Source organism: Actinoplanes sp. DH11, from assembly GCF_020873875.1.
GTDB lineage: Bacteria > Actinomycetota > Actinomycetes > Mycobacteriales > Micromonosporaceae > Actinoplanes.
Genome location: NZ_JAHWGU010000005.1, coordinates 52,557 through 72,002 on the forward strand (window position 1 = coordinate 52,557; position 19,446 = coordinate 72,002).

Genomic DNA, 19,446 nt, shown 5'->3' on the forward strand with positions numbered 1-19,446 from the left:
CCGGCCCTGCGCGATGCCGGCGCGTCAGCCCTGCTTGGTGAACTGGTTCGCGGCGGCGGCCAGCGCCTTCTGCAGTGCGGTCGTGTCGTGGTGCGTCGTCGACCAGGCGCTGAGCGCGCTGTTCACCGCGTTCTGCCACGCCTGCGGGCAGGCCGAGCCGTGCGCGCAGGACGGCACCGGCGTCGCCGACTTCCAGTCCTGCATGGCCGACTGCTGGTAGGCGGTGAAGCCGTCGGCCGCCGCGTTACCGGTGGCGGCGTCGGTACGTGCCGGTATCGAACCCTTCGCCACGCTGAACGCCCGCTGCCCCTCCACCGAGGCGACGGTCTTCAGCCAGCACTTCGTACCCTCCGGGTTGGGGGCGCCGGTGGAGAGCACGAACGAGTCCGCCAGCCACTGGAAGGCGTTCTTGTTGCCGGGGAAGGTGAACCAGTCGTACGCCGTGAAACCGTTGGCCTCCAGATCGGCTGCCTCCCAGTCACCCATCAGCTGGTAACCGGCCTTGCCGTCGATGAGCAGGCGCTGCGCGTCCGGCCAGTCCAGCGCGTCCCGGTCGGCGTTGCTGTAGGCGACGAGCCTGTCGAAATCCCGGATGGCGCCGGAGACCAGGCTGTCGTTCCAGCTCGTCGCGCCGGTGAACAGGCCGGCGAACTTCGCGGCGCCGAGCTTGCTGATCAGCACCGCCTCGAGCAGCATGAGCTGGGTCCAGTCGCGGCCCAGCGCGAGCGGCGACTCGACGCCGGCCTTGCGCAGCTTCTCCAGGTCGCGCAGGAAGGCGGCGAGCGTCTTGGGCGCGCTGTTCACCCCCGCGTCGGAGAGCACCTGCGGGTTGGTCCAGACCACGTTGGCGCGGTGCACGTTCGCCGGAATCGAGTAGATCTTCCCGTCGACCGTGAGGTCGTCGATCAGGCCCTGGGGGAGTGCCTGGCGCAGGCCCCACGCGTCGTACTCTCCGGTCAGGTCCTCGACCCGGCCGGCGTCGATGTACTCGGCGAGCTCCGCGCCGGCGTGCACCTGGAAGGTGTCCGGCGGGTCGTTCTGGGCGAGCCGCGCGGTGAGCACCTGCTTCGCGTTGATCCCGGCGCCGCCGGCCACCACGCCGTTGGTGAACTGCTGCCCGGCGCAGTCCGTGCCGAAGCGGCCGACCAGGGCGTCCAGGCCGGCCTTCTCGCCGCCCTCGGCCCACCAGGTGAAAACCTCCACCTTCGCCGAGGCGGCGTCCTCGTCATCGCTGCCGCAGGCGCCCGTGCCGAGCAACAGGACCACCCCGGCGACAGCGGCGAGTACGCGCCGGGGCCGCACCGTGAGACCCATGGCCTACCCCAATCATCCAAGCTTGTCGTTGTCTTGTGGACAACTGGGAGTACCGTGCCGCCCGGCGCGCAAATGTGTCAACTAGTGACCTATCGTGCCGTTAGCTGGCAGAGTGGCGGTCCCAATCTTGACCTCGATAGATGTCCTGCCGGCTCTGGTTACCCTGCAGTAGAGATCACAATCGGGCGTGTTCGCGCGTCGTCCGGGCCCGGTGAATCCCGCGTGTCCGGCACCTGTCCGGCTCGTTCACCTGGCCTGTCGCGTGTCTGTCGGGTGCCTGTCCGTGTCGCACCCGGTGTGAGCGGAACGGCTGCCGCACGGTTGAGCCTTGGAGCTAATTCATTCGGGGTACGTCAAACGGGCCATAGCTCGCGGTCTATCCACATCGTCACAATCAAGGCATGACCGCTCCCGGCGACCTCGTGATCCTCTATGGCCTGCTCGTCGGTTTCGTGGCCTGCTGCGCCTACGCCGCCGGCCGGGTCCACCAGCGCCGCCGGCACAACGCGGACCGCGCCGAGGCCTACCGGGACGGCTACGCGACAGGCACCCGCAGCGTCTTCAGCATGGCCGCCCGCGCGGCCGGACGACGACGCGAACGGTCCGGAGTGCGTGCCGCGGTGCCGATGCCCTCGGAAGCGGCCGGAATCCCTCCTGCTGGCCCGGGCGCAGCGTTGCCCGTACCCCCGTCAGAGCGCCCAGCCGCACCCCCCGCCCCCGCCGCTCCGCAGGCGCCCGCACGCAGCGAGCCCGCTTCGCCGCGCCCGGCGTTCCCGGTGCCGGAGGTGGCGGGGCCCACGCCGGTGCCGGAGCAGCGGGTGGCCCGGGAAGGGCGGCACATGGTCCCGGAGGAACTGGTGCGGGCGGCCACCTACCGCCTGCCGCCGGATCGGGTCGCGCGGGCCAAGGTGGCCGCTCCGGCGCTCGACGACGAGGACACCAGGCCGCACGGTCCCGGCCCGCGGAGTCCCGGCCCGCGGAGTCCCGGCCCGCGGAGTCCCGGGCCGCGGATTCCCGGCCCGCGCGGCTCCTGAAGACCCGCCGGGAGCGGGGTCAGACCTTTGCGGCTTCGAGGGCCTCGCGCAGGCCGCGGGCGGCGAGGCGGTCGGCGCGTTCGTTCTCGGGGTGGCCGGCGTGGCCCTTCACCCAGTGCCAGCGGACCTCGTGCCGGCGGACCGCGGCGTCGAGGCGCTGCCACAGGTCGACGTTCTTGACCGGCTGGCGGGCGGAGGTCTGCCAGCCGTTCGCGCGCCAGCGGGGCAGCCACTTGGTGATGCCGTCGCGGACGTAGATGCTGTCGGTGTAGATGTCGACCGTCAGCGGCGCCCGGTTCAGCGTCTCCAGTGCGGAGATCGGCGCCATCAGTTCCATCCGGTTGTTCGTGGTCGGGCTGGCCTCGCCGCCGCAGAGGTCTTTCTCGGCCCGGCCGTACCGCAGGACGGCACCCCAGCCGCCCGGCCCGGGATTGGGCACGCACGCGCCGTCCGTGTAGATCTCGACAACGGGGCTGCTCATGCCGCGCACCCTACCGTCAGGGAGAATGGGCGTGAGGCATTGCATCCTGCGGGGCGGGCGTGCCGAGGGTTTCCCGCCTCCCGCCGTAAGGTGGCGGTGGCGGCGAATTCGAACCTGATGGGGCGGGAGCTCAATGGTGGGTGGCGACGTGGCCGCGGCGGTCGAGGTGCGAGACGTCGTGGTGCGCTACGGCGACAGGACGGCCGTCGACGGCGTGTCCCTGGGTGCGCGCCGGGGACGGGTGCTGGCGCTGCTCGGCCACAACGGCGCCGGCAAGACCAGCCTGCTCCAGGTCTGTGAGGGGTTCCGGCGGCCGGATACGGGCGAGGTCCGGGTGCTCGGCCTGGACCCGGTCGGCGACCACGACGAGCTGATGCCCCGCCTCGGGATCATGCTGCAGTCGGGTGGCGTCTACCCGTGGGCGGCGGCCGGTGAGATCCTGCGGCTGTTCGCCTCCTTCGCGGCCAACCCGCTCGACACCGGCATGCTGATGGACCGGCTGGGCCTGCGCACTGTGGAGCGCACCCGGTTCCGGCGGCTCTCCGGCGGTGAGCAGCAGCGACTCAGCCTCGCGGTCGCCCTGGTGGGCCGGCCCGAGCTGGTCTTCCTGGACGAGCCGACCGCCGGCATGGACACCGAGGCGCGGCACACCACGTGGCAGCTGATCGAGGAGCTGCGCGCCGACGGTGTCTCGGTGCTGCTCACCACGCACCTGCTGGACGAGGCGGAGCGGCTCGCCGACGACGTGGTGATCATGCGGAACGGCCAGGTGGCGGCGACCGGGACGCCGGCCGAACTGACCGCGGCCGCCGGCATCGACCTGCTCGAGGTGCGCGCCGACCCGGGCCTGGACCTGACCGGGCTGCGCGCTCATCACCAGGTCACCGAGACGTCGCCGGGGGAGTACGCGATCGCCGGCGCCCTGGACACCCGCGCCCTGGCCGACGTGCTCGGCTGGTTCGCCGGCGTGGACGCGCAGGTCACCGCGGTGAGCAGCCGGCGGCGCACGCTCGAGGACGTCTACCTGTCCCTCACCTCCAACTTCGCGGGAGCAGCCAAGTGAGCGCGGGAACCGTCAAGCCGGGTGCGGGCACGTTCGCGCCGGCGCCGGGCCGGGCCCCGATGCGGACGATCATCGGCCGGCAGATCCGGATGGAACTGCTGCTGACCGCCCGCCGTGGCGAGGCAGTGGTGCTGGCGATGGGCGTACCCCTGCTGGTGCTGCTGGGTGCCGGCCTGTTCGAGGTGACGAACCTGCCGACCGACGACCGGCTCGGCTTCGTCGTCCCGGGCGTGCTGGCGCTGACCGTGATGTCGACGGCCTTCACCGGCCAGGCGATCACCACGGGGTACGAGCGGAGCTACGGCGTCCTCAAACGTCTGGGCGCGTCGCCGCTGACCCGGCCGGGTCTGCTGCTCGCCAAGACGGCCGCGGTGCTCGTGCAGATCGTCGCGCAGGTGCTCGTTCTCGGTCTGGTCGGGTTCGCGGTGGGCTGGCGCCCGCACGGCGACCAGCTCCTCCCGGCGATCGCGGCCACCGTGCTCGCCGCCGCCGGATACAGCGGGCTGGCCCTGCTGCTGGCCAGCGTGCTCAAGCCGGAGACGACGACCGGTGCGGCCACCCTCATCTACGTGCTGATGCTCTCGGTCGGCGGCATCATGTTCGCCGCACCGGACCTCGGCACGGCGGGCTGGTTCCTGTTGCCGCTCGCCGCGCACGCGGAGGCGCTGCGGGCGACGCTGCTGTACGACGCGTCGGTCCCGTTCACGATCTGGTTGAGCCTGGGCGCGTGGGCCGTGGTGTGGCTGACCGCGGCGGCCCGCAACTTCCGCTGGGAGTGAGCGCCGGGCGGCGGCTTCTGCCGGCCGCCCGTGTCCATCGATCGGTTGACAGCCGGTGACACCCGGGCGGTCGTCCCGTCCGGGCCACCGCAGGCGGCACGATCGACGGCATGGAAGCGATCGAAGTAACTGGGCTTCGTAAGACATATCGCGATCGGGACGCGGTCGCCGGCGTGGACCTGGTGGTGGCCCGCGGCGAGATCTTCGCGGTGCTCGGGCCGAACGGCGCCGGCAAGACCACCACCGTGGAGATCCTCGAAGGACACCGCCGCCGGACCGCCGGGGACGTACGGGTGCTCGGCGAGGATCCGGGCCGGGCGGGTTCGCAGTGGCGTACCCGGATCGGGATCGTCCTGCAGGACGCCGACGACGCCGCCGACCTGACCGTGCGGGAGATGGTCCGGCACATCGCCGGGTTCTACCCGTCGCCGCGGGCGGCCGACGAGGTGATCGAACTGGTCGGGCTGACCGGCAAGCGGAACAGCAAGATCCGTACGCTCTCCGGCGGCCAGCGCCGCCGCGTCGACGTCGCGCTCGGCATCGTCGGCAGCCCCGAACTGCTCTTCCTGGACGAACCGACGACCGGTTTCGACCCGGAGGCCCGCCGCCAGTTCTGGGAGCTGATCCGCCGGCTCGCCGGTGACGGCACCACCATCGTGCTCACCACGCACTACCTGGACGAGGCGGAGGCCCTCGCCGACCGGCTCGTCGTGATGGCCGGCGGCCGGATCGTCGCCGAGGGCTCCCCGGCCACGCTGGGCGGCCGGTCCGCGGCGGCGGCCCGGGTGAGCTGGCGCGAGGACGGCGTGGCGTACGAGGAAGTGCACGACGACCCCACGGAGCTGATCCGGCGGCTGGTGGCGACCGATGTCGACCTGACCACGCTCACGATCACCCGGCCGACCCTGGAAGACACCTACCTTCGCCTGATCGGTGGTGCCCGATGAGCACGATCGCCATGAGCTTGAGCCGGGGCACTGTCGAGCTGCTGCAGTTCGTCCGGGACAAGACCGCCCTGATCTTCACGTTCGCGTTCCCGGCGATGCTGCTGCTCCTCTTCGGCACCATCTTCGGTGATCAGTACAACGACTCGGGTGTCAGCGCGAGCCAGGTCTTCACGGCCAGCATGGTGGCGTACGGGGTGTTGAACACCGCCTTCGTGACGATGGGCGCCGGCCTGGCCCTGGACCGCGAGGACGGGACCCTCAAACGGCTGCGGGGCACGCCGATGCCGGTCACCGCGTACCTGATCGGCAAGGCTGTCCTGGTCCTGGTGCTCAGCCTCGCCGAGGCGGCGCTGCTGATCCTGATGGGTGTGCTGGTCTTCGACATGCCGCTGCCGGAGGCGTCCCGCTGGCTGACCTTCGCCTGGATCTTCCTGCTCTCGGTGATCGCCTGTTCGCTGCTCGGTGTCGCGGTGAGCGCGCTGGTCCGCAACGCCCGCAACGCCGGCGGCATCCTGAACGTGCCGGTGGTGGCGCTGCAGTTCGTGTCCGGCGTGTTCATCCAGCCGATGAGCCAGCTCCCGGACTGGCTGATCAGCGTGGCCTCGATCTTCCCGGTGCGGTGGATGGCGCAAGGCTTCCGGTACGTGTTCCTGCCCGACTCGGCGGCCGCGCAGGAGCTCAACGGCTCCTGGGAGCTGGGCAAGGTGGCGTTGGTCCTGGCCGCGTGGTGTGTGGTCGGATTGGTGCTGTGCCTGGCGACCTTCCGGTGGAACAACAGCGAGCGATGAGGCCGGCGGCCCGCGCCACGACCGGGCTCTGGTTGTGGGACGTATACTTCCTGGTGGTCGCGGTCGCGGTGTCGATCGCGACCGTCATCACGGACAGCTTCGCGCCCGGGCTCCGGGCCGCCGCCGTCACCGCGATCGCCGCGATGGCGGTGCTGCACTTCGTCGTCGGCCGCACGCTGATCCGGCGGGATGCGGAGAACACCGCGGCGCTGCTCGTGTGCCTGGCCCACCTGGTGCTCTTCGCGGCGGCGATCGTCTGCGTACCGCTGGTGACCTGGCTGATGTTCGCCGTCGTGCCGGTGTTCTTCATGATGGTCCCGCTGCGCCGCGCGATCGTCCTGGTCGTCGTCGCGAACGTGATCCCGGTGCTGGCGGAGCTGCGTGCCGACCCCGGTGGCATCGCCATCGACGTGCTGGTCGCCGTCATCTCGACGGGCGCCGGGCTCTGCATCGGCGTCTGGATCACCCAGATGGTCCAGCAGAGCCAGGAGCGCGCCTCGCTCATCGCGGAGCTGGAGGAGAGCCGGGCCGAGCTGGCCCGGCTCTCCCACGAGACGGGTGTCGCGGCCGAGCGCAACCGCCTGGCCGGCGAGATCCACGACACTCTCGCGCAGGGCTTCACCAGCATCATCACGCTGGTCCAGGCGGCCGATCCGCAGCTGGCGGACGAGCGCCTCGCGCTCGCGGTACGCACCGCCCGGGAGAACCTGGCCGAGTCGCGGGCGCTCGTCGCGGCTCTCTCACCCGCGGCGCTGGCTTCGGCTTCCCTGCCCGAGGCGGTACGCCGGCAGGCGTCACGGTTCAGCGAGGAGGCGGACGTCCCGGCCACGGTACGGGTCACCGGCGAGCCCCGGGACCTGCCGACGGCCGCCGAGGTGGTGTTGTTGCGTGCCGCCCAGGAGGCGCTGACGAACGTGCGCCGGCACGCCGCGGCCGGTGAGGTGGCGGTGCTGCTGGCCTACTCGCCGGCGAGTGTGCGCCTGGTGGTCCGGGACGACGGCCGCGGCTTCGACCCGGCCGCCGGGGACGGCGGTTTCGGCCTGTCCGGGATGCGCGCCCGGGCCACCCAGATCGGCGGCCGGGTGACCGTGCGAAGCTCGGCGTCCGACGGCACCACCCTCGAACTGGAGATACCCGCGTGATCCGGATCCTGCTCGTCGACGACCACCCGGTGGTCCGGATGGGCCTGCGCGGCATGCTCGACGCCGAGGCCGACCTCACGGTGATCGGCGAGGCCTCCTCCGGCACCGAGGGTGTGGCGCTGGCGCTGGCCGAGCGCCCGGACATCGTGCTGATGGACCTGCGGATGCCCGGCGGCGACGGCGTGCAGGCGACCGGCCGGATCCTGGCGGCTGCCCCGGACGTGCGGGTGATGGTGCTGACCACGTACGAGTCGGACCGCGACATCTTGCGCGCCATCGAGGCCGGTGCCTCCGGCTACCTGCTGAAGGACGCCACCCCGGCCGAACTGGCGGACGCCGTCCGGGCCGCCGCCCGCGGTGAGACGGTGCTGGCCCCGAGCGTCGCGTCGACCCTGGTGCGCCAGGTGCGCACCCCCGCCCCGCCGCCGTTGTCGGCCCGGGAGACGCAGGTGCTGCGCCAGGTGGCGGCGGGCCTGACGAACGCCGAGATCGGCAGGCGCCTGTTCATCTCGGAGGCGACCGTGAAGACGCACCTGCTGCGGGTCTTCAACAAGCTGGACGTCGCGGACCGCACCGCGGCGGTGACCACGGCGATGCGGCACGGCCTTCTCTGAGCGGTACGGCCTTCTCTGAGCCGTACGGGCACCGGCCGGTTCCTGCCGGTACGTTCCTTCGCGACACTTGAGGGCCATTCGACGTAATAACCCGTTCTGCCGATAAGGGCACGATACGCCGGTTAGATTACGGATGGCGCGACCTCAGGTCAGCACAAGATCCGCTGTTTGCGCTGCTCACAACCGGTTCCCCGGTGTCTGCCCGGCCCCTCTGAGCGGCCAGCAGGCGCGGTACCCGAACAGGCAAACCCGTCGTGAGGCGGGGGCGCAAAGCCAGGGGCCTCCCCGAACGGAGGTAGCCCAGCCGCCGAAGGAGAAAGAAACACATGCGCTATCCACAAGCCCATGCGGCCAAGAGCGGCTCGATTCCGTTCGCGCTGCGTGGCCCGAAGTCCATGCGGACGGTCCTCGCGGTGGCCGTCGCCGGCGCGATGGGGTTCGCTCCCGTCGTGCTGGACGCCGCCCCGGCCCGGGCCGCGGTCGCCGGCTTCACCATTACGCCCACCGCACTGCAGGTCACCGAAGGCAACGCCTTCAGCATCGAGATCGACCGGGCAGCATCTCAGACTGCCCTGACCGAGACGACGCTGACGTGGGAGATCGCGGCGGGCACCACTCCGGGCACCAGCGACGAAGACTTCGTGGCGGCAACCGGTGAGGTCAGCTTCTCGGCCGACGAGACCGCGCCGTACTCGGCGCAGTCGAAGACCGTCTCCATCCAGACGGTCAACGACGCGCTGGACGAGGACCTCGAGAACCTGGTCCTGACGTTCACCGGGGCGGACGCCTCGACCGAGGTGATCAATCTTAGGATCGCTGACAACGACAACCCGCCGACCTATTCGCTGGTGGTCGACGAGCCCAGCCCGGACGAGGGTGCTGGCGCGGTGAACATCTCGGCTCGGCTCTCCGCGCCGGCCGGGCGGGAGATCACGATCCCGATCACCTCGGCGAACGGCACGGCGAAGGCCGGTGCGACGCTCGACTACACGGCGCTGAGCGCCGCCTCCCTGACCGTTGCGCCCGGCGATCTGGAGAGTGACACCGAGGCGCTCACGATCAACGACGACGATCTGTTCGAGGAACCGCGGCAGGACCTCACGATCAAGGGCACGGCCGACGACGACGTCACGGGCACCGCGAGCACGACGGTGACGATCGTCGACAACGAGGAGACCCCCGAGGTCGAGATCGCTCCGGCCACGTTCGACGCTGGTGCTAAGACGCCGGCGGAAGGCACCGCGCTGTCGTTCAACGTCTCGCTGTCGGCGCCCTCGGAGCGGGCCGTCACGGTGGACTACACCAGCGCTGACGGCGCCGGCCCGGATGTCGAGGCCGCCGACGCCAAGGGGCACGAGGCCACCGCCGGCGCCGACTACACGGCCGTCGACGCGACCGTCACCTTCCCCGCCACGTCCGACGACACGGTAGGCCCGACAAGTGTCAACCGCCAGCAGGCGATCGCGGTGCGGACCACGAACGACTCGATCGACGAGGTCGACCCGGAGTACCTGAAGATCCTGCTGGAGAAGCCCAACATCGCGGTGCTGGGCGACGACGCGGTCGGCACCGGCCGGATCTACGACAACGACGCCATGCCCACGGTCACCCTGCTGCCGGCCACTCGGAAGATCGCCGAGGGCAACACCGGACGGATCCGGCAGACCTTCACGCTCAAGCTGGACCGGGCATCCGGTCAGAAGGTTCTCGTCGACTGGGAGGCGGCAGCCGCCACCCCGGGTCCGGGTAAGGCCACGGCCGGCAGCGACTTCATCGCCCGGACCGGCACGGTTGTCTTCGCGGCGGGCGAGACGCAGAAGACCTTCGACGTGGAGATCGTCGGCGACACCCTGAACGAGGGCGACGAGACCTACCAGGCCACCATCACCACCACCACCGCGACGGTGGGCGGCGGGATGACCTCCGGCACGCCGGTGGACGTCACGATCACCGATGACGACGCCCTGCCCACGTTCACCGTCGGCTCGGTGGCGATGAAGGAGGGCAACGAGGGCACGGTGGTCACCCTGCCCGTCAAGCTGTCGAACCCGGCCAGCACCAACCTGACCTTCACGGTCGGCGTGACCGGTAGCGCCAAGGACGAGAACGTCACGACGGTCGGTGGAAGCGACTACCTGACACCGGCATCGGTCGTCATCCCGGCCGGTCAGACCACCGGCTACGCCTTCTTCCTGGTCAACGGCGACGAGGTCTACGAGGCCGACGAGCAGATGGCCGTTGCGGTCACCCCGCCGGGCTCCGGCGTCACCCAGGGTGCCAAGACCGGCAACGTCACGCTCCAGAACGACGACGCGGCTCCGTCGCTGGAGATCGTCAACGCGACGGGCGAAGAGGGCGACACGGTCGCCGTCACCGGCGTCACCAGGGGCGTCGCGCAGGCCGACGTCGCCTTCAACGTCACGTTCCAGGGCGGGTCGGTGAACGGCAGCACGGCGGCCGGGGCGACCGACTTCGTGGACCCGGGCGTTCAGCCCGTGACGATTCTCGCGGGCAGCCCGTCCGGGACGACCCTCGACGTGGGTGATGTCGAGCTGACCGACGACGAGGCCAAGGAGTCGGCCGAGACGATCGTCGTCTCCGGCACCGGCTTCGGTGGCGCCGGCACGGTGACGCCCGGCACGGTGACGATCGCCGCCAACGACGGTGAGACGCCGACGACCCCGACCGACCCGACCGATCCGACGGACCCGACAGACCCGACAGACCCGACAGACCCGACGGACCCGACCGATCCGACGGACCCGGAGCCCGCGAAGCCGAGCATCTCGACCACGGCCGCGACGCTTACCGGTGGCAACACCGCGACGATCGCCGGCAAGGCGGCTCCGAACACGGTTGTCGAGCTCTACGGCATGGCGATGGGCGGCAACGGCGAGTGGGAGCGGCTGCGGGCCACCACGAGTGCCGCGAACGGGAACTACTCGCTCGCGCGCTGGATCGGCCAGGGCTACCAGTTCCGGGTCAAGGCCGGCGACCTGTGGTCGGACACGATCACGGTGCGGGTCAAGCAGAACCCGGCGTTCACGGCCACCTCGCCGAGCCGCGGCACCATGACGGTCGCCGTCACCGGCAACCCGAAGGGCGCCGGCCAGGACGTCATGGTCCAGAGCTGGGTCAGCGGTGCCTGGAAGACCGTCTACAAGGGCAAGACCGGCGCCAACGGCAGCTACACGCACAGCGTGAAGATCGCCAGCGGTAAGTCGCTGACGCTGCGGGCGTTCGTCGCGGGCAACACCGCCACGGGCATCCTGCCGAACTACACGACCTCTCGCAAGGTCACCATCAAGTAAGCAGCAGCGAGCACGAAGCGGGGGCGGCCATCCGGCCGCCCCCGCTCTGTCGTTCCGGGCCTGTCGTTCCGGGCCTGTCGTTCCGGGCCTGTCGTTCCCGGCTTATCGTTCCCGGCCGGTCTTTCCTGGCTCGTCTTTCCTGGCTCGCCTTTCCTGGTCAGTCCATTTCGACGGCGGCCTGGGCGAACTGGGCCGAGTAGAGCCGGGCGTACGCGCCGTTCGCCGCGAGCAATTCGTCGTGGCTGCCCTGTTCGACGATGCTGCCGTTCTCCATCACCAGGATCACGTCGGCGTCCCGGATCGTGGAGAGCCGGTGCGCGATCACGAAGCTGGTCCGGCCGGTGCGGAGCGTGCTCATGGCCCGCTGGATGAGCACCTCGGTACGCGTGTCCACCGAGCTGGTGGCCTCGTCGAGGATCAGGATGCTCGGTTCGGCCAGGAACGCCCGGGCGATCGTGATCAGCTGTTTCTGGCCGGCGCTGACGTTCGAGCCCTCCTCGTCGATGGTGGTCTCGTAGCCGTCGGGGAGCGTCCGGACGAAGCCGTCGACGTGGGCCGCCTCCGCCGCCCGTACGATCGCCGCCGTGTCGTGCTCGTCCGCGCCGTAGGCGAGGTTCTCCGCGATCGTCCCGCCGAACAGCCAGGTGTCCTGCAGGACCATCCCGATCTGTTCGCGCAGCTGCTCCCGCGGCATGGTGGCGATGTCCACCCCGTCGAGGGTGATCCGCCCGCCGGTCACGTCGTAGAACCGCATCAGCAGGTTGACGAGCGTCGTCTTGCCGGCGCCGGTGGGCCCGACGATCGCGACGGTCTGGCCGGGTTCCACGGTGAGCGACAGGTTCTCGATCAGCGGCTTGTCGGGCAGGTAACGGAACGACACGTTCTCGAACGTGATCCGGCCTTCGACGTGCGGCATGTCGACCGGCGCCGGGTCGGGGCTCTGCTCGGGCGCGTCGAGCAGGGCGAACACCCGCTCGGCCGAGGCCACGCCGGACTGCACCAGGTTGGCCATGCTGGCGACCTGGGTGAGCGGCTGGCTGAACTGCCGGGAGTACTGGATGAACGCCTGCACCTCGCCGAGCGACAGGGTGCCGGAGGCCACTCGCAGGCCACCGACGACCGCGACCAGCACGTAGTTGATGTTGGAGATGAACATCATGGCGGGCTGGATCAGGCCGGAGATGAACTGGGCGCGGAAGCTGGAGGCGTACAGCCTGTCGTTGTGCCCGCGGAAGGTCTCCGCGGCCTCGTGCTGCCGCCCGAAGACCTTGACAAGCGTGTGCCCGGTGAACATCTCCTCGATGTGGCCGTTGAGCTGGCCGGTGGTCTTCCACTGCGCGACGAACTGCGGCTGCGACCGCTTCCCGATCGCGGTGGTCAGCCAGATCGACACGGGCACCGTGACCAGCGCGATGAGGGCCAGCAGCGGGGAGATCCAGAACATCACGCCGAGTACGCCGACGATCATCAGCAGCGACGTGACGAGCTGCGCGAACGTCTGCTGCAGGGTCTGCGCGATGTTGTCGGTGTCGTTGGTGGCGCGGCTCAGCACCTCGCCGCGCGCCTGCTGGTCGAAGTAGGAGAGCGGCAGCCGGGACAGCTTCGCCTCGACCTGGTTGCGCAGGTCGAGGACGGCCTGCTGCACGACCCGTGCGGTGAGCCGGCCCTGCAGGACGCCGAACACCCAGGCGAACACGTAGATCAGCGCCACCCAGGCCAGAACCTGCCCCAGCCGGGTGAAGTCGATGCCCGCGCCGGGCACGGCGCCGGAACCGGCGAGCACGTCGGCGAGACCGTTGTCGCCGCGGGCGCGCAGCCCGGCGATCGCCTCCTCCTTGGTGACCCCGCCCGGCAGCATCCGGCCGATCACGCCGTCGAAGATGACGTCGGTGGCGTGCCCGAGGAGGTAGGGACCGGCCACCGAGAGCGTCACGCTGGCGACGCCGAAGGCCAGCACCGCGCCGACCAGGGCCCGCTGCGGCTTGAGCAGCCCGAGCAGCCGTTTCGTGGAGCCCTTGAAGTCCTGCAGTTTCTCCGGCGGACCGGCCGCCATCATCATCCGGGCGGCCGGCGGGCCACCCGCGGGCCGCGGTTGCGGCCGGTCGGTCTGCGCGGTCATGCCGCGGCCTCCTGCTCGGTCAGCTGCGAGAGGACGATCTCGCGGTACGTCGGGTTGCTCTCCATCAGCTCGTCGTGCGTGCCGGTGCCGACCACCTTGCCGTCGTCCAGCACGATGATCCGATCGGCGTCGCGGATCGTGCTGACCCGCTGCGCCACGATCACCACGGTCGCGGCGGTGGCGGCGCCGGTCAGGTGCTCGGTCAGCGCCGAGCGCAGCGCCGCGTCGGTGGCGTAGTCCAGGGCCGAGAACGAGTCGTCGAAGAGGTAGATCTCGGGCCGGTGCACCAGGGTCCGGGCGATCGCCAGCCGCTGCCGCTGACCGCCGGAGACGTTGGTGCCGCCCTGCGCGATCGGCGCCTCGAGCTGCCCCTCCATCCGCTCGACGAAGTCCTTGGCCTGGGCGATCTCCAGGGCTTCCCAGAGCTCGGCGTCGGAGGCGTCCGGGTTGCCGTACCGCAGGTTGGAAGCCACCGTGCCGGTGAACAGGTAGGGCCGCTGCGGCACCAGACCGACCGTGCGGGAGAGCAGGCCCGGATCCAGGTCGCGGACGTCGACGCCGTCGACCAGGACGGTGCCGCTCGTCGCGTCGAAGAGCCGGGGAACCAGGTTGAGCAGGGTCGTCTTGCCGCTGCCGGTACTGCCGATGATCGCCGTGACCTCACCGGGACGGGCGCTCAGGCGTACCCCGGAGAGCACCGCCGCCTCGGCGCCCGGATAGCGGAAGTCGACGTCGCGCAGCTCGAGTTCGCCGTGCCGGGCAAGCGTGGTGACCGGCGCCGCGGGCGGCGTCACGCTGGAGTCGGTGTCCACCACCTCCTTGATCCGCTCCGCGCACACCTCGGCACGCGGGATCATCATGAACATGAAGGTCGCCATCATGATCGACATGAGGATCTGCATGAGGTAGCTGACGAACGCGGTGAGCGAGCCGACCATCATGCCGCCCGAGTCGATCCGCTGCCCGCCGAACCAGAGCACCGCGACGCTGGAGATGTTCACGATCAGCATCACGGTCGGGAACATCAGCGCCATGATCCGGCCGACCCGCAGGGAGACGTCGGTCAGGTCGTCGTTGGCCACCCCGTACCGCTGCTGCTCCTGATCGTCGCGCACGAAGGCGCGGATCACCCGGATGCCGGTGATCTGCTCGCGCATCACCTGGTTGACCCGGTCCAGCCGGACCTGCATGAGCCGGAACAGCGGCCGCATCCGGGAGATGATCAAGCCGACCACGCCGATCAGGATCGGCACGATGACCAGCAGCAGCGACGACAGCGGGACGTCCTCGCGCAACGCCAGGACGATGCCGCCGACACACATGATCGGCGCCGACACCATGAGCGTGAACGTGAGCAGCACCAGCATCTGGATCTGCTGGACGTCGTTGGTGGTCCGGGTGATCAGCGAGGGGGCGCCGAACTGGCCCACCTCACGCGCGGAGAAGGTCTGCACCCGGTCGAAGATCGAGGCGCGCAGGTCGCGGCCCACAGCCATCGCGGTACGGGCACCGAAGTACACCGCCACCGCCTGTGCCGCGATCTGCAGCACGGTGATGCCGAGCATGCCGGCGCCGAGCCGCATGACGTAGCCGGTGTCGCCCTTGACCACACCGTTGTCGATGATGTCGGCGTTGAGGGCCGGCAGGTAGAGCGTCGCCAGCGTCTGCAGGAACTGGAAGAACACCACGAGGGCGATCGCAGTTCGATACGGACGCAGGTGGACGCGAAGTAACTTGATCAGCACGTCGCCTGTTCCCCCCGCTTGTCGTCTCTGATCTTGTCGGTCCGGATGTCGTCGGTCCGGATGTCGTCGTCTCTGATCAGAATTCCGTCCAGCAGCAGCGACGCCAGATCGCTGCCGTGGAATTCGTCCGGCTCCCCGAACGGGCCGAACGCGTTCGCGCCGCAGTGCAGCAGGAGCAGCCGTCCCGCCCGGTCGGGCGGGATCCGCAGGTGCTCGGCATCCGGCTCGAACACCTCGACGACCGCCCGGTGCATGCGGTGGCGCGAGTCCGCGATGCGCCGCTGCGCCTGCTCGTCCGGCGCGGTCTCGAAGAAGAGCCTGCGCGCCGCGTGCATCAGGTGGGCGCTCTCGGAGAATCGGGCGTGCACGATCTCGGCGGCCTCGGCCACCCGGTCCCGGAGCTCGGCGGTGCGGTCGATCGCGGCCAGCGCGTCGAGCGTCGGCTGCGGGTCCAGCGCCTTGACCAGGGAGCAGACCACGAGCTGGCTCTTGCTCTCGAAGACGCCGAAGATGGTGCCCTCGGCGATGCCGGCGGCGTGCGCGATCTGCCGGGTGCTCACATCCGTGCCGTGCGTGTGCAGCAGCGGGATGGTCGCCGCGATCAGGGCCTCCCGCCGCTCCTCCGGTGCCAGGGCGGGTACCCGCCTGCGCCTGTTCTCCATTCCGGCCACTCTAATGAGCGAGCACTCACTCATCCACTGAGTTTTGCGGGCGGTGGGTCGGTCGAACCGGATCAGGCGAAGGGGCGTATGAACAGAACGTGAGCAACACAAAGCCGTACCGCCGCTTCATCAGGCACGTCACCACCGGGTTCGCCGCCGTTCTGATCTTTCTGGCGCTGATCGTGCCGGATCAGATCTTCCGGTTGCCGCCCGGAAACTCGGCTTTCACCGCTCTGCTGCGCGTCCCGATCGAGGCCCTGGTCGTCGGGGCGGTTCTGCTGCTCCTGCCGGTACGCGGCCGTCTCGGCCGGGCCCGGCAGCCGCTCGTCGCCGGTCTCGGCGTGCTGCTCGGCCTGCTCACCGTCGTGAAACTGGTGGACATCGGCTTCTTCGCGGTGCTGGCCCGCCGCTTCGACCCGGTCCTCGACTGGATCCTGCTGGACGACGGCTTCAACTTCCTGGTCGACTCCATCGGCCGGCCCGCCGCGATCGCCTCCGCGGCCGGTGCCGTAATCCTCGCCGTCGCGCTCGTCGCCACGATGACCTGGGCGGTCCTGCGGTTGACCGGCGCCATGACCGCCCACCGCGCCTGGGCCTGGCGGGGCCTGGGCGCGGTGGGTGCCGCCTGGGTCGCCCTCGCGGCGCTCGGCGTCCAGCTGATCGGCGGCATCCCGGTCGCCTCGCACACGGCCGCCGAACTGGCCGCGCACACCGCGCTGGCGCTGCCGAACGACCTGCGCGACCGGAAACGGTTCGCCGCCGAGGTGCAGGTCGACGCGTTCCGCGACCGGCCCGGCGACCAGCTGCTCACCGCGCTGCGGGACAAGGACGTGGTGATCTCGTTCGTGGAGAGCTACGGCCGGGACGCGCTGGAGGACCCGCAGCTCAACGGCGCCGTGCTGGCGAGCCTCGCGACGAACGGCGACAAGCTCACCGAGGCCGGGTTCGCGGCACGCAGCGGCTACCTCACCTCGTCCACCGCGGGCGGGGGCAGCTGGCTGGCGCACGCCACGTTCCTGTCCGGGCTCTGGATTGACAACGAACAGCGGTACCGCAGCCTCGTCGCGACCGACCGGCTCACCCTGACCAGGGCGTTCAACAACGCCGGGCACCGGGCCGTCGGCGTGCAGCCGGGCATCACCTTCGCCTGGCCCGAAGGACAGTTCTACGGGTACGACCACATCTACGACTCACACACCCTGGGTTACCAGGGCCCGGCCTTCAGCTGGTCCACGATGCCCGACCAGTACGTGATGTCGGCGTTCCAGAAACTGGAGTACGCGAAGAAGAACCGGGAGCGGCTGCTCGCCGAGATCACGCTGACCTCCAGCCACACCCCGTGGGCCCCGGTGCCGAGCATGGTCGGCTGGGACGAGGTCGGCGACGGCAGCGTCTACGGCCCGATGGTCACCGGCGCCGAGTCGCCGCAGAACCTGTGGAAGCAGAACGACCGGGTCAAGCAGGAGTACGCCAAGTCGGTCGCCTACTCGCTGGACAGCCTGCTCGGGTACGTCCGCGAGTACGCCGATGACGACCTGGTGATGGTCTTCCTCGGCGACCACCAGCCGGCACCGGTCGTGGTCGGGCAGGACGCCACCCACGACGTGCCGATCACGATCGTCGCGAAGGACCCGAAGCTCTTCGACCGGATCGCCTCGTGGGGCTGGACCGACGGCGTCAAGCCCGCGCCGGACGCCCCGGTCTGGCGGATGGACTCGTTCCGGGACAGGTTCCTGACCGCCTTCGGCCCGGACGGCGACCCACACTGATCCACTTGCGCTGGATCTCCGTACGCCGGCCGGTCACGACGCCCCGTGGCCGGCCGGTCCCGTGTCGTGCCTTCAGTCGGCGATCTCGATGACCTGGCCGGCGGGCAGCCGCGGCGTGTGCGGCGGCGCCGAGTGCGTCGGGTCCAGGCTGCCGAGCCGCAGCGCCAGGAACGGGTGCCCGGTGCCGCCGAGCATCCGCCGCAGCGCCACCCGGGTGGACGGGATCTCCACCGGACCGCTGAGCGGCAGCAGGCTCACCGCCTGCTCGGCCGCGGCCAGCCACAACCGGCTCAACGCCTCGCCGGCGCGGAGCCAGTCGACCGCGTCGTCGCCGGTACCGTAGAGCACCGCGTACGTCGCCCCCCGGTCGTGCCCGTCGCCGGCCGCCAGCGTCCCCCGCACCTGGAAGTCGCGTTCCGCGACAGTGGTCAGCGGCAGCTCCTCGGGCAGCGCCGACGCCGGGATGCCGGTGCCCTCGGGCCGGTCACCGCCCACCCACTCCGCCGTCTCGGCACGCAGCCGGTCGTCGGTGTCCTGGGCCTTCTGTGCCTGATCGACGGCGGCGGCCAGTTCGAGGACCTGGTCCCGGCCGAGCACGTGCAGCCGCGCGCCGGCCTCCTCGGCGGCCTTGACCAGCGAACTCACCACATCGTCCGGAACCGCCTCGTCGCTCACCGTGCGCCGGTCGGTGCGCCGGACCTGCAACATCTGGAAGTGCCGGGTGGCGTCCGGGCTGATCGCCGCCCGGTCGGCGGGCCGGATCACCGCGATCGGGCCGTTCTCCGGCGACTCCGGACGGGTGATCTCGTAGCGCCAGCCCTCGGCGTCGAGCGCCACCTGCGCGTGGTGCAGAGCGGTGCCGCAGCTCAGCAGCAGCATCCGGCCCTCCGGGTCCTGCTCGGTGAGCTGGCGCTCGGCGACGCCGTACAACTCCAGCCGCCCGTCCCGCACCACCCAGCGCCACGGTTGAGTGTTGTGGATCGAGGGAGCGAACCGGGCGGCGTCCGCGGCCTGCACCAGGGCTTTCTTGACCTCTTCCGCGTTGCTCATGGCTTCAGTATTCCCGTTTCGCGAGCCGTCAAGTACGGGCTTGTGGCCCTACCGGAAGACAACCGCCACAGGCTTTAGTCTGCCCGGATGTTCTCTATCGATCTCGGCGACGGCGCCGAACTGCGTCCGCTCGAACCGTGGCAGGCCGCGGAGTTCCTGGCGCACATGGACCGCGCCCGCGAGACCGTGGACCCGTGGATCCCGTGGGCCAGCATCAGCACCGACCTGGCGAGCGCGACCGCGACGTTGCAGCGGTACGCCGACCGGCAGGCCGCGGACACCGGGCGGCTCTGGGGCATCTGGGCGGACCGTACGCTCGTCGGGGGTGTCATGTTCGTGGCCTTCGATGCGGCCTCCGGCAACTGTGAGGCCGGCTGCTGGCTGGAACCCGCCGGCACCGGCCGCGGCCTGATCACCAAGGCGGTCCGGGTGATCGTCGACTGGGCGTTCCGCACGCGCGGCATGCACCGGGTGGAGTGGCACTGCGACCCGCGGAACGTGGCAAGTTCGAACGTCGCGCGCCGTCTCGGGATGACACTGGAGGGGACGCTGCGTTCCGCGTACCCCTGGCAGGGCACGCGCCGGGACACCGAGATCTGGGCCGTGCTCTCCACCGACTGGAAGTGAT

16 protein-coding genes and 1 riboswitch are annotated in these 19,446 nt (G+C 70.5%); of the genes, 10 read left to right on the top strand and 6 right to left on the bottom strand.

Annotated features, from left to right (window positions below):
* Positions 1–24 precede the first annotated feature (24 nt).
* Positions 25–1,314, bottom strand: a complete 1,290-nt coding sequence (locus LPA41_RS09060; RefSeq protein WP_229069542.1) for an ABC transporter substrate-binding protein — start codon at positions 1,312–1,314, stop codon at positions 25–27.
* A gap of 401 nt (positions 1,315–1,715) precedes the next feature.
* Between LPA41_RS09060 and LPA41_RS09065 the strand changes: the two genes are divergently transcribed.
* Positions 1,716–2,348, top strand: a complete 633-nt coding sequence (locus tag LPA41_RS09065) for a hypothetical protein (RefSeq protein WP_229069543.1) — start codon at positions 1,716–1,718, stop codon at positions 2,346–2,348.
* A 19-nt stretch (positions 2,349–2,367) separates the two neighbouring features.
* Here the strand turns inward: LPA41_RS09065 and rnhA are convergent, their stop codons facing one another.
* Complete coding sequence (rnhA, locus tag LPA41_RS09070; RefSeq protein ID WP_229069545.1) at positions 2,368–2,829, bottom strand: ribonuclease HI; 462 nt, start codon at positions 2,827–2,829, stop codon at positions 2,368–2,370.
* Between the two features lie 133 nt (positions 2,830–2,962).
* Here rnhA and LPA41_RS09075 point away from each other — a divergent pair, with 133 nt between their 5' ends.
* From LPA41_RS09075 to LPA41_RS09105, 7 genes are all read left to right on the top strand, one after another.
* Positions 2,963–3,892, top strand: coding sequence for an ABC transporter ATP-binding protein (locus tag LPA41_RS09075; protein ID WP_229069547.1), 930 nt, complete (start codon positions 2,963–2,965; stop codon positions 3,890–3,892).
* Entirely contained in the window at positions 3,889–4,671 is a 783-nt protein-coding gene (locus tag LPA41_RS09080) for an ABC transporter permease (RefSeq protein ID WP_229069549.1), read from the top strand. The genes LPA41_RS09075 and LPA41_RS09080 overlap by 4 nt, the downstream gene beginning before the upstream one ends.
* Positions 4,672–4,772: 101 nt before the next feature.
* On the top strand, positions 4,773–5,618 hold the full coding sequence (locus tag LPA41_RS09085; RefSeq protein ID WP_374238141.1) for an ABC transporter ATP-binding protein: 846 nt from the start codon (positions 4,773–4,775) through the stop codon (positions 5,616–5,618).
* On the top strand, positions 5,615–6,406 hold the full coding sequence (locus LPA41_RS09090; protein WP_229069552.1) for an ABC transporter permease: 792 nt from the start codon (positions 5,615–5,617) through the stop codon (positions 6,404–6,406). Before LPA41_RS09085 ends, LPA41_RS09090 begins: the two co-directional genes overlap by 4 nt.
* Positions 6,403–7,548 (top strand): sensor histidine kinase, encoded by a 1,146-nt coding sequence (locus tag LPA41_RS09095; protein WP_229069553.1) that lies wholly within the window; start codon positions 6,403–6,405, stop codon positions 7,546–7,548. The genes LPA41_RS09090 and LPA41_RS09095 overlap by 4 nt, the downstream gene beginning before the upstream one ends.
* Entirely contained in the window at positions 7,545–8,162 is a 618-nt protein-coding gene (locus LPA41_RS09100) for a response regulator transcription factor (RefSeq protein ID WP_229069554.1), read from the top strand. Before LPA41_RS09095 ends, LPA41_RS09100 begins: the two co-directional genes overlap by 4 nt.
* Before the next feature lie 232 nt (positions 8,163–8,394).
* A riboswitch (cyclic di-GMP riboswitch) is annotated at positions 8,395–8,474 on the top strand.
* A 14-nt stretch (positions 8,475–8,488) separates the two neighbouring features.
* Positions 8,489–11,473 carry a Calx-beta domain-containing protein gene (locus tag LPA41_RS09105; protein WP_229069555.1) on the top strand — a complete coding sequence of 995 codons (2,985 nt, stop codon included), beginning with the start codon at positions 8,489–8,491 and terminating at the stop codon, positions 11,471–11,473.
* A 157-nt stretch (positions 11,474–11,630) separates the two neighbouring features.
* On the opposite strand, the gene LPA41_RS09110 is transcribed toward LPA41_RS09105, so the two are convergent.
* Genes LPA41_RS09110 through LPA41_RS09120 form a run of 3 tightly spaced genes read right to left on the bottom strand, consistent with a single transcriptional unit; the run spans position 11,631 to position 15,999 of the window.
* Positions 11,631–13,592 carry an ABC transporter ATP-binding protein gene (locus LPA41_RS09110; RefSeq protein WP_374238132.1) on the bottom strand — a complete coding sequence of 654 codons (1,962 nt, stop codon included), beginning with the start codon at positions 13,590–13,592 and terminating at the stop codon, positions 11,631–11,633.
* Positions 13,589–15,337: an ABC transporter ATP-binding protein gene (locus LPA41_RS09115; protein WP_229069556.1), complete on the bottom strand. Its 1,749-nt coding sequence runs from the start codon at positions 15,335–15,337 to the stop codon at positions 13,589–13,591. The genes LPA41_RS09110 and LPA41_RS09115 overlap by 4 nt, the downstream gene beginning before the upstream one ends.
* Complete coding sequence (locus LPA41_RS09120) at positions 15,331–15,999, bottom strand: TetR/AcrR family transcriptional regulator (protein WP_229069558.1); 669 nt, start codon at positions 15,997–15,999, stop codon at positions 15,331–15,333. The genes LPA41_RS09115 and LPA41_RS09120 overlap by 7 nt, the downstream gene beginning before the upstream one ends.
* Before the next feature lie 98 nt (positions 16,000–16,097).
* Here LPA41_RS09120 and LPA41_RS09125 point away from each other — a divergent pair, with 98 nt between their 5' ends.
* On the top strand, positions 16,098–17,768 hold the full coding sequence (locus tag LPA41_RS09125; protein ID WP_229069560.1) for a sulfatase: 1,671 nt from the start codon (positions 16,098–16,100) through the stop codon (positions 17,766–17,768).
* 72 nt (positions 17,769–17,840) lie between these two features.
* Here LPA41_RS09125 and LPA41_RS09130 read toward each other — a convergent pair whose 3' ends face one another.
* A complete protein-coding gene (locus tag LPA41_RS09130; RefSeq protein ID WP_229069562.1) occupies positions 17,841–18,818 on the bottom strand; it encodes a nitroreductase family protein in 978 nt (325 codons plus the stop codon).
* An 87-nt stretch (positions 18,819–18,905) separates the two neighbouring features.
* On the opposite strand from LPA41_RS09130, the gene LPA41_RS09135 reads away from it, so the two are divergent.
* Positions 18,906–19,445 (top strand): GNAT family N-acetyltransferase, encoded by a 540-nt coding sequence (locus LPA41_RS09135; protein WP_229069564.1) that lies wholly within the window; start codon positions 18,906–18,908, stop codon positions 19,443–19,445.
* Position 19,446 lies beyond the last annotated feature (1 nt).

Coding starts and splice junctions, on each gene's coding strand:
- LPA41_RS09060 (WP_229069542.1), bottom strand. CDS start 1,314: ATGGGTCTCACGGTGCGGCCCCGGCGCGTACTCGCCGCTGTCGCCGGG.
- LPA41_RS09065 (WP_229069543.1), top strand. CDS start 1,716: ATGACCGCTCCCGGCGACCTCGTGATCCTCTATGGCCTGCTCGTCGGT.
- rnhA (WP_229069545.1), bottom strand. CDS start 2,829: ATGAGCAGCCCCGTTGTCGAGATCTACACGGACGGCGCGTGCGTGCCC.
- LPA41_RS09075 (WP_229069547.1), top strand. CDS start 2,963: ATGGTGGGTGGCGACGTGGCCGCGGCGGTCGAGGTGCGAGACGTCGTG.
- LPA41_RS09090 (WP_229069552.1), top strand. CDS start 5,615: ATGAGCACGATCGCCATGAGCTTGAGCCGGGGCACTGTCGAGCTGCTG.
- LPA41_RS09095 (WP_229069553.1), top strand. CDS start 6,403: ATGAGGCCGGCGGCCCGCGCCACGACCGGGCTCTGGTTGTGGGACGTA.
- LPA41_RS09105 (WP_229069555.1), top strand. CDS start 8,489: ATGCGCTATCCACAAGCCCATGCGGCCAAGAGCGGCTCGATTCCGTTC.
- LPA41_RS09110 (WP_374238132.1), bottom strand. CDS start 13,592: ATGACCGCGCAGACCGACCGGCCGCAACCGCGGCCCGCGGGTGGCCCG.
- LPA41_RS09120 (WP_229069558.1), bottom strand. CDS start 15,999: ATGGAGAACAGGCGCAGGCGGGTACCCGCCCTGGCACCGGAGGAGCGG.
- LPA41_RS09130 (WP_229069562.1), bottom strand. CDS start 18,818: ATGAGCAACGCGGAAGAGGTCAAGAAAGCCCTGGTGCAGGCCGCGGAC.
- LPA41_RS09135 (WP_229069564.1), top strand. CDS start 18,906: ATGTTCTCTATCGATCTCGGCGACGGCGCCGAACTGCGTCCGCTCGAA.